The organism is Deinococcus fonticola (assembly GCF_004634215.1).
In the GTDB taxonomy this organism is placed as follows: Bacteria; Deinococcota; Deinococci; order Deinococcales; family Deinococcaceae; genus Deinococcus; species Deinococcus fonticola.
This window is the reverse complement of record NZ_SMMH01000062.1, coordinates 1-9,072: the sequence shown is the minus strand read 5'-3', so window position 1 is coordinate 9,072 and position 9,072 is coordinate 1. Positions and strand designations below refer to the sequence as shown.

11 protein-coding genes are annotated in these 9,072 nt (G+C 57.3%); all 11 read right to left on the bottom strand.

Features of this window, described 5'->3' with window-relative positions:
* Window positions 1-399: 399 nt before the first annotated feature.
* Entirely contained in the window at window positions 400-2,247 is a 1,848-nt protein-coding gene (locus E5Z01_RS18550) for a tetratricopeptide repeat protein (protein ID WP_135230735.1), read from the bottom strand.
* Between the two features lie 10 nt (window positions 2,248-2,257).
* A complete protein-coding gene (locus E5Z01_RS18545; RefSeq protein WP_135230734.1) occupies window positions 2,258-2,524 on the bottom strand; it encodes a hypothetical protein in 267 nt (88 codons plus the stop codon).
* 6 nt (window positions 2,525-2,530) lie between these two features.
* Complete coding sequence (locus tag E5Z01_RS18540) at window positions 2,531-3,622, bottom strand: type III polyketide synthase (protein ID WP_135230733.1); 1,092 nt, start codon at window positions 3,620-3,622, stop codon at window positions 2,531-2,533.
* Between the two features lie 680 nt (window positions 3,623-4,302).
* Window positions 4,303-4,575 (bottom strand): hypothetical protein, encoded by a 273-nt coding sequence (locus tag E5Z01_RS18535; protein ID WP_135230732.1) that lies wholly within the window; start codon window positions 4,573-4,575, stop codon window positions 4,303-4,305.
* Window positions 4,576-4,578: 3 nt separating this feature from the next.
* On the bottom strand, window positions 4,579-4,917 hold the full coding sequence (locus E5Z01_RS18530; protein ID WP_135230731.1) for a hypothetical protein: 339 nt from the start codon (window positions 4,915-4,917) through the stop codon (window positions 4,579-4,581).
* 170 nt (window positions 4,918-5,087) lie between these two features.
* Window positions 5,088-5,354 carry a hypothetical protein gene (locus E5Z01_RS18525; RefSeq protein WP_135230730.1) on the bottom strand — a complete coding sequence of 89 codons (267 nt, stop codon included), beginning with the start codon at window positions 5,352-5,354 and terminating at the stop codon, window positions 5,088-5,090.
* Window positions 5,355-5,402: 48 nt separating this feature from the next.
* Complete coding sequence (locus E5Z01_RS19675; protein WP_167758016.1) at window positions 5,403-6,461, bottom strand: hypothetical protein; 1,059 nt, start codon at window positions 6,459-6,461, stop codon at window positions 5,403-5,405.
* Window positions 6,462-6,734: 273 nt separating this feature from the next.
* A complete protein-coding gene (locus tag E5Z01_RS18510) occupies window positions 6,735-7,418 on the bottom strand; it encodes a hypothetical protein (RefSeq protein WP_135230727.1) in 684 nt (227 codons plus the stop codon).
* 267 nt (window positions 7,419-7,685) lie between these two features.
* The gene (locus E5Z01_RS18505) at window positions 7,686-8,072 is read right to left on the bottom strand and encodes a hypothetical protein (RefSeq protein ID WP_135230726.1); all 387 of its coding nucleotides are present in this window, start codon (window positions 8,070-8,072) and stop codon (window positions 7,686-7,688) included.
* Between the two features lie 55 nt (window positions 8,073-8,127).
* Entirely contained in the window at window positions 8,128-8,364 is a 237-nt protein-coding gene (locus tag E5Z01_RS18500) for a hypothetical protein (RefSeq protein WP_135230725.1), read from the bottom strand.
* A 53-nt stretch (window positions 8,365-8,417) separates the two neighbouring features.
* Window positions 8,418-8,951 carry a hypothetical protein gene (locus E5Z01_RS18495; protein WP_135230724.1) on the bottom strand — a complete coding sequence of 178 codons (534 nt, stop codon included), beginning with the start codon at window positions 8,949-8,951 and terminating at the stop codon, window positions 8,418-8,420.
* Window positions 8,952-9,072: the final 121 nt, after the last annotated feature.

Below are 9,072 nucleotides of genomic sequence, written 5' to 3'. Positions count from 1 at the left end.
GGAACTGAGGAAGGGGCGGACATTCTGGTAGAGTCGGGGTACGTCCCCGAGGAGCATTTTTGTCGTCACAAACAGAAATTATCCCCTATCGGGGACGTCTTCTCATAAAATTTGTCAGGCCGTCAGGCCTTCTCAATCAGATTTTCTGACTGTACGGGCAACTGCTGGTGATTTTTATTGGTGGCAAGTGACATGAGACTCGAACTCCTTCAGATTGGTGACTTCGGGATGGTGACATTCCTTAATGTAAGAAAGCTGTCATACCATCTCTGCATTGAGGATAGCCTGTAGCCCGTTACCGCTGTTACCACTGTCCTGCACGCCATTTTTCTTAATTGTAATTTACCACTCAAAATCCTATATTGACAGTCGAGGTCAACTTTGCTACGTGGCAGATTCCTAGGCGTGGTTGTCACTCATGGCCCTATGAATCTTGTCGTACAGGTTTCGGACGTTGGGATTGTCTATGGCAACGTCCCGGAATTGAGTGGCGTATTTCAGCAGCTTTGCGAGGCCGCTTTGCGAGGTTGTTTTCTCAATCTGGCGGTCGAAGGCGTGACAGAGACTTGATTCAATCTGCGTCACAATTTCGGTGACGAAAGAGCTGTTGTTTTGAGGGGCGAATCTTCCGTGATAAACGGCAAAAACGGCATCAAAGTCCTCTGCCTCTATTGCCTGGAATAGCACTTCGAGGTCAAGGTTCACGTCCAGTCCTTCAAGGCGCACTCGCGCAGGCTTGTTCTTGCTTGGCTGCATCGTTACAAGTTTCTGCTCTCCTAACTCTTGCCTCAGCAGCATCACCGATTGACGGGCATAAGAGCGTCCCGTGAGGGACGACTTATCGGGAAAGATTGCCTCGGCTATTTGCTCATAGGTGCTGTTGGGGCGCATGTAAATGTAGGTCAGGATCAGTAGGATTTCACTTTCATCCAACCGGAAGTGCAAGGACTGGCCGTCCAGCAGACCGCGCATTTTGCCCAAAGTCGTCAGGGTCAGGCCGTCGCCGTGACGCTGCCTGCCTGCCTCCAAGAGCTGCACGAACGGACGGGTACTCTCCTGAATACGCGCCCATTTCAAGAGGTCTTTCATGCAGTTCAGGTCGTCGCGTATCAGAAAATTGCTTCCCAGCGCGACGATTTCCCGAATCCCTTCAATCAGTGGGGCGGGAACTTTAAGGTGCTGCTCAGATTTGAAAAGCGCATTGGCGAGGTACAGGTTGGCGCGGGCTTTATCCAGCCGTTGCCCGGACTCGTCAGCCTGTTCGCTAATCTCAGCCAGGCGTTCAGCGGCGCGGCGGTGGCCGCCCATGCGTGTCAGAATGACCGCCTCCGTAATCTGAACGGTAATAGGGGCGTTTGTCCGGTCGGGTAGTGATTTGTTGAGCATTTTAAGAGCCACTTCGTTGCCCCCGGCGAGACTGACGGAATCCAGTACGATAGGCGCAAGCCAGAGCATGATCTCTGGGTGAGGCATCTCTTTGTAGAGCGTGCCAAGTTGGAGCAACTTAGCACGGTAGCCAATTTGCCGATTCTTCGCACGGGCAAAGACCACTTCGCACATGACAATCGTGGTATGGAAATATGTTGGGAGCGCACCAGTCGTAGCCTTCATTTCATCGAGGACACCTTGAGCTGCTGAAAGGTCGTCGGCGTAGATGTAGGAGATGAACTGCTTGGCCAGTGCGTCAATCAGCAAGAGGGGCTGGCCTGAGATGCGGGCATATTCAATTGTCTGGGAGAAATACCGCTGCGCTTTGGCGTACTCACCGCGTAAAGTCAGCAGGCCACCAAGAATATGACCGGAGATTCCTTTCCCTCGTGGGGTGTTGTCAGCCACGAAGCCGCGCCATGCCTGTTCAAGCAGACCTATGGCCTGGGCAGTATCTCCTTGCAGGGTTGCCACCAAGCCCCGGCGTCTGAGCAGCATGTTTTTTTCCCAGCTCGTGAGGTTTGACGGTAATTCGTCAATCACCTGCTCAGCGGCGCTCAAGCGAACTTCACCCAGAAAGGCTCCGGCAAGCTCGATAGCGGCTTCCGTCTTATCTGGGCCTTCCAATATCACCGCAGTTGAAAGGTAGTGCTGGGCCTCTCTGAAATAGGAAGTCCTGAAATAAATCATTCCCAGTAAGGCGTTTTCTCGCTGTGTAAGTGGTCGCGCCTGTTCATAGGCCAGCAATTCATCTTTCAGTTCAGAGTAACGGAAACCTCTTGACTCTAGATAATATTCTAGTGAATCACTATAGGTCATTGCTAATTCATTACTGCTGGAGAATTGCCGATGAATCGTTGATGATTTTGGGGCGCTGGTCGTGGGCCATTTCAATAATGGCCCACTCGACTAATGGATATTCATTGAGCCATCTGATGAAACGCTTAGTTAAGTTATCGCCTTCTGGGATTACGCCTGTCAGGTATTTCTCGGTGTTATTACCAACACTCTGAATTGTAAGACCCATCTCTCTAGCTTTAATTTCAACACTTTCGATTTCATCACCTGATATGACAATCACTTTTAGTTGATACATTTAGTTTTACCTCGATGGTAGGAAATCCATAAGTATGTGTTCGGCACAGAACCCCGGCCCCATTGCGCTCATGATAGCCCTGCCCTGTGGAGCTTGGGAGAGATGTTCGGCCAGCACAAACAGCACAGTAGGACTCGACATATTGCCGTATCTGCGGAGTACGTCGTAAGAAGGCTGCAACGCCTCCGGGGGCAGGTTCAGGGCTTCGGCGTAGGCACGTAGCACCCGTGCGCCGCCTGGATGGACGATAAACCGCTGCAATTCCTCAAATGTCCAACCGTCCAGCGCAAGAGCCTGGGCAACATTGCTTTCCATCATCTGTGTTACTAGGTCAGGGATGCTGCGGGCGAATCTGACCTTTAATCCCTCGTCCAGCACATCCCAGCCCATAACATCGGACGTATCGGGTATCAGGGTTCCCAGTGACCCGAAAAGGCGGGCTTTGGCCTGCTGATGGGGCGCTTCGCCGGGCCAATCCCCGCTTATCACAGCGGCGGCAGCCCCGTCACCAAACAGGGCTGTAGCAACAAAGTTGCTGGGGCTTTCGTCCTGGGCAACAAAAGTCATGCTGCACAACTCGACTGCCACCAGCAGGACGTGCTGATGACCCGAACGCACCAGTTCTGCGGCTCTTGACATGCCTGCGACACCGCCCGCGCAGCCTAGACCGAACATTGGCACGCGCACGGTATGCGGAGAGAGCTGCAAGGCTTCAATCAGGTAGGACTCAAGGCCGGGGGCGCTCACAGCGGAACTCGACACAAAGACCAGGGCGCTAATGTCCTGTCTAATTATTCCCGCCTCGTCAATAGCGCGGGCGGCCACATCCACAGAGAGGCGCAGTTGCTCGCGGCAAGTGATTGCGTTCTTCTCGGCCCATGAATGGGGCGTCAAGTACCACTCTGGCGGCATGGTGACATACCTGGTGTCAATCAAGGCATTGGTGAATACGTCAATCATGGATTGACGTTGTGCCAGTCGGGGATAAATGCGGGTTGCCAGTTCCCGTGCTTCGTCCTGCCGCACAATGTAGTCAGGAGTTCCCGTCTGTAGGGACAACAGTACGGGGGTTACGGCTGGGCGGCGCAAAGGCTTCATGGTGTGCATCATGCGCCAGCAAGTCATTGATCTTGGTGCATTTCTAGTTAATAGCTTAGGTAAGGTCTGGGCTGCCACCTGGGAAAAGAAGGATGCAGCTTCATACGTTGCTGGTAGAGGCTGGGCAACTGAGAAGTGCGGTCTGGGTGCTTCAACATATATATTGACGCGCTCCCAGAGACTCGACGGCCCGATGGTCAGCAAGAGGGGGTAGGCTGAGCGTTGTCTTGGGGACAGCCTGCATAGCGGCGCGGCGCAGGCGTTCTGTCCCCAAGACGGGGTTAGCTCAGACTCAGGGGGAGACTCCCCCTCCTGAATAAGCCACTGGAAAAGTCGGGGGGGGTTGCCTGGCACAGCAAAAACGCCTACGCCCTCGCTCTGCAAATCGCTTTATGAAACCCTCTGCATCGGAGTGACCGCTATGCTGCTGGCCGTGCTGCTAAACTCCCGCACTTGCTGAGGCTCAAGCCCCTCGCACCATCACCTCGCCAAACTGGAATCAGTGGGAAGTCAAAAGCCCCCTTGAGGGGGTTGGGGGTGACGTGAGGCGCAAGCCGAACAAAACAATGCTGTAGCCGCCTATTCCCTGCAAAGAGACTGGGCGGCTTCCTTGCTTTTGGCTGTCCGGCCCCTGGTGCTGTTCCAGGGGCCGCGCCCGCTGGTGGGCGGGCGCGGGTGGTTTAGCTGGCGCGGGGCGCGTACCATTCAAATGGGGCGGTGTCCTCGCCGTGCAGTTCAAAACTGGTGCAGAGGTGGGCGTATTGCTGGGCCTCGTCGTCAAACTTGAGGTGAAACGCTTCGCGCTGCGGGCTGCTGCGTCCTATGTAATTAGGGCGGGCGTTCGGGTAACGCGCTAGCACCTGAGCGCGGGCTTTAGCGATATGGGGCGCGGTGATAACCTCGCGGGCGATGACGTTCATGCCCTTGTTGGTGGTCAGTAGAAACTGAGGCACGGTTCACGCTCCCCAGTAGGCTAGGCGGCGGGTCAGGTCGGCGGCTCGTTCGGGGTCGCTCTGCTCAGCGTAGTAGTCGCGCTCGATGTGGAGCTGCAAAGCGCGAATACAGGTTTTGGCGCTCAGTTCGGCGTATTTGCCGATATGCTGGGCGGCGTAAGCCTGCATCTGCATGACCTCCACCACGTCGCCGCCGAAGTCGCGGGCGGCGTGCAGAATGTTGTAGGCGGCGTTCTCGTTGCGGGGGGTCTTGCCGTGCTGGTCAAGCCACGCCATAACAGCGGCTTTGAACGTGGGCCAGGTCATGCTTTGGGGTTTGGCGGTTTCTGCGGTCTGGGGCATGGCTTACGCTCCTTTCCTCTCTCTGAGGTAATTACAGTTTAAGCCTTTTTCCGCAATTTGTCAACACATAGAATGCTGTTTACAGCGTGTCAGGGCCACCAGGTCATCAGACGGGTGGTGCGGCGCGGCAGGATTGGCAAGCCTTCAGGCGCGGGCGATTCTAGGCCGTTCTAGTCGCGCATCATTTCACGCCAAACCGCTAAAGCCTCGGCGCGGGCATCCACGCCCCACGCGGCTAAATGCTGGTGGGCGCTGTCACTTGCTGCCAGAAAAAAAGCATCCTCAAACGCCCTGCACCGCTCGACGTAGTTTTTAAGCTCATCAGCCGTGAACCCTTCGCCCTCCATCGTGCGAGCCATTTTTGCGGCGCAGTGGTAGCGGTATGCACTGAGCAGTTCAGCGGCGGGGATTTTGGCAAGGTGGGGAGTGGTCAGCATAAGGGGGGCGCTCCTTGTGAGATGGGGGGATTCCCCCCCAGTGTCTTTTTATGCGGCGGTTTCAGCGTCGGCGCTGGGCTGGGCGGGGGTTGCCCCAAGTGCTTTAAGTACCTCCTGGGCGGCATATTTGCCGTTCCCAGTCAAAAAGCGTTGCCATGCTCCAGCGTTAGGACTCCACCGGAAGCCGTGAGACTTCAAAAGCTGGCGGCTGCTGTCGCTGGGCTTGCCTTCAAAGGTTAGTCTTACGCGGTTGTCGTCGGGGTGTTCCTCGTATCTTACGGGGCCGTCGGCGGGGGTGTCGTATTCGTGGGCGGGCGCGGTCTGGGTGACAGCTTGAGAGGCCAGGGCTTGCTGCTCCTCCATCTTGGCTTTCAACCTGCGGATTTCCGCGTTATTGTTGGTGAGTTTGTAGTTGGGGTATCCAATGCGGTTTGCAAAGTCGGGGCGCTGGATGCTCACAGCCTCGGCCTCACTAATCCCCAAAGTGACAAGGGCATCCGTCACAGTCAGACCAAACTTGGCTAACTGGTCGGCCAGTTTTTTACTCTTGATAATTTTGTTTGCTTCCTTCATGCGCTCCTGTTCGGCCTGGGCCTGCTCCATACGGCGGCGGTAGTCCTCGGCGCGTTCGGCGGCGTTCATCCGGGGCGGGCGGGTCACAAGTTTCACCATGCGGGCAAGTCGGCGGGTCGCAAAGTCGCGCAATTCTTCGGCGCGTTTGTCGGCGCTGGCGCGGCGTTTTTCCTGCTGACGGCGGGGGAAACGGGCGGGGCCGACAATGAACCAACTGGCACACTCGGCGCTGCTGCTGAGGTAATCATTGAGGCGCTTGAGGTATCCGCTTTTGTAATCCCTGAGCATGTCGGCGGCGCGGTCTTTGCGCTCTGGGTACTGACGAACGGCATCTTCAAACATCGCGGCGGCGCGTTGCATGTCGGACAGGTAAGCGGCGCGTGTGCTGTCGGCTCGCTGGTCGGCGTAGTGGCTGACGTTTACATAAGCGCGGCGGGCAAGTTCGCGGCTCACGTCGTTAATACCGAAATAGACGCCCAACGATTCAAGAGTGGTAACGGTTGCGGTCATATTTTCTGCGGTCTGGGTGGTCATTTTTACGCTCCCTTCCTCTCTCTGAGGTAATTACAATTTAAGCCTTTTTCCGCAATTTGTCAATAGTTGGGCGTGGGCAGGTTACGCGGGCCTTCATGGTTTTAAGCCGTGTTGCACGGCTTTTTCCTCGTCGGCGTTGTGGGCAGGCTATGACAACAAAAAACCGACTTGATAAAGTCGGTGGCCGCTCTCATGGGGGCGCTTTTTCAGAGAGAGAAACGGGGCGGGGTGGTGGCCGCGCCCTGGTGGTGGGCGCGGGCCTAGGTTCGCGGTTTAGCTGGCGGCGAGCTGCCGCTTGAGCATTTCCATTTGTGCGCTGTGGTAGCTGTGGCCGCTCTCCATCAGGGCCATAAACTCGGCCATACGGCGGGCGTCCTGGGCGCGGTAGTCGGCGGCGCAGTCGTCGCGCATTTCCCACACCATGCGGAACAGTTCGCGGGGGTCGGTGGTCGTGTGGCCCTCGTAGGGGTGGGGCTGGCCCTGCAACTTGGCGAAGGTGTAAGCCCTGCCGCGTGCGCCCTCGCGGGGGTCAATGGTCGTCATGCGGTAGGTGTTAAAGTCCATGCGCTGCACGTTGGCGAAGGTGTCCAGATTCACGGCGGGGCCGCCCTCGGTCATCAGTTCAAAGGCCACACAGTCCAGCAACTTACGGCGGGCCGTTTCGGTGTCGCCGCTGAACTCCTCGCAGTTGTACAGAAGGCTTTGCAATCTGGTCATGAGGTCGGCGGGCGCGGTGGGGGTGTACTGCTGGCGGGCTGGGGCGGCGGCGTACTCGCGGCGCAACTGTACGCGCTCGGCGTCGGTCAGGCTGCGGGACTCGTACCGCTCGGCGTACTCGCTGTGGTTGCTCACATAGAACGCGGGCCAGTGGTCGCCGCCTGTATGGTCGCCGCAAATCTCGCGGGCTGCGGCCTCGATGCTCTTGATTTCGTCTGCTGCAAATCCGATGACTGACATTTTTTACGCTCCTTTCCTCTCTCTTTGAGGTAATTACAGTTTAAGCCTTTTTCTGTGATTTGTCAACACTTGAGCAGGGGAAGGCTACGCGGGGCTTCATGGTTTTAAGCCGTGTTGCATGGCTTTTTCCTCGTCGGCGTTGCAGGCAGGCTATGACAACAAAAAACCGACTTTATCAAGTCGGTGGCCGCTCTCGTGGGGGCGCTTTTTCAGAGAGAGAGAAGCGGGGCCTCGTGGGGGGTGCGCGGGGCCGCTCGGCGGGCGTGGTCATGTCAGGGGAAAGCGCAGTAATTCAACCTGCGGCAACTCCAGCGGGGCGGCGCTGGCAATATAGGAATGAGGGATAGAGGCGGGCCAGTCGGCGGGCTGGTGCTGCATCCCCCTGACGCTTTCAGGGGCGCGGCCATACTCGGAAAACGGGCGGCAGAATGAGGCGTAAATGAAGCACGCGGCGGGCGCATCGGGCCAAAGTTCGGTCATCTTTTCGCGGCGCTTGAGGGCCGTGGTAAGCGCCTGCGTGTAATCGGCGCGGGCCTGGGCGGTTTCCTCGTCGCTGAGGTGGTAATGGTCTTTGAGGTCGCGGATAAGGCTTTCGAGTTCGGCGGCGGGGTTCCTGGCGGTGGCGGCTGCTTTGATTTGGTTCTGTTCGTCCATGTCGGGCGCTCCTCGTGGGGGTGGCCCTGCCCGCTGGGGGCGGGGCCGTAGGGGTTTAAGCGTCTACGCCTTGCAGCACCATCAAACCCACGCGCACAGCGCGGGCGCAGTCTATGGTCTGCAATAAGCGGTAAATCTCGCGGGCGTCGGCGTCCATCCGGCTCTCAGCGGCCTCCATTACCTTGTTTTCGACTTGCTTCCGCTGCGGGTCTTGCGCGGGCAAGCTGAGAATGAGGTTCTTAATCCGTAGGGCGTCGGCGGCGGTCATATTTTCTGCGGTCTGGGTGGTCATGGCTTATGCTCCTTTCCTCGATGGGAAGGGGGCGCAACTGGCCCCCAGGCGGTTTAAGCGGCGTGGGCGGCGGTTTTAGCTTTAATGCGCTGCCCCACTTGGCAGGCGTTTGGATAGTGGCTGCACAGATAAGCCCACACGCGGCCCGCTTCGGCATCGGTGAGGGTGCTAAGGGTTTCCAGCGGGAACGGCTCGTCAATGGCAAACGCGGCAATGCCGTAATGCTGAGCGTGGGGTATCCCTAACGCGCCCATGATTTTGTGAAGCGTGTGGGCGCGGGCTTTCCCAATAACCTGCATGGGCATTTTCAGCGGTTCGGGCTGTTCGGGGGGTGTCAGTTCGGCCTCGTGCAGCACGGTCAAGCGGCCCTCAGTGCTGGCCCACTTGTAGACCCGGTAGGCTTCCAGCAGCTCTACAGGCTGGCCGTCAATGGTCGCCGTCTGTGTGCCTTCGTGGTCGGCGGTCACGGTCAAGATTTTGGTGGCAATTAACACGCTGGCGCTTGCGCCTTCGCCCCAACTGCCATACAGCCTGGCTTCCCAAGTGCGGGTAAAGTTCTTGCGGGTTTCTGCGGTCTGGGCGGTCATTTTTACGCTCCTTTCCTCTCTCTGAGGTAATTACAGTTTAAGCCTTTTTCCGCAATTTGTCAACAGTTGAGCATGGGAAGGTTACGCGGGCCTTCATGGTTTTAAGCCGTGTTACACGGCT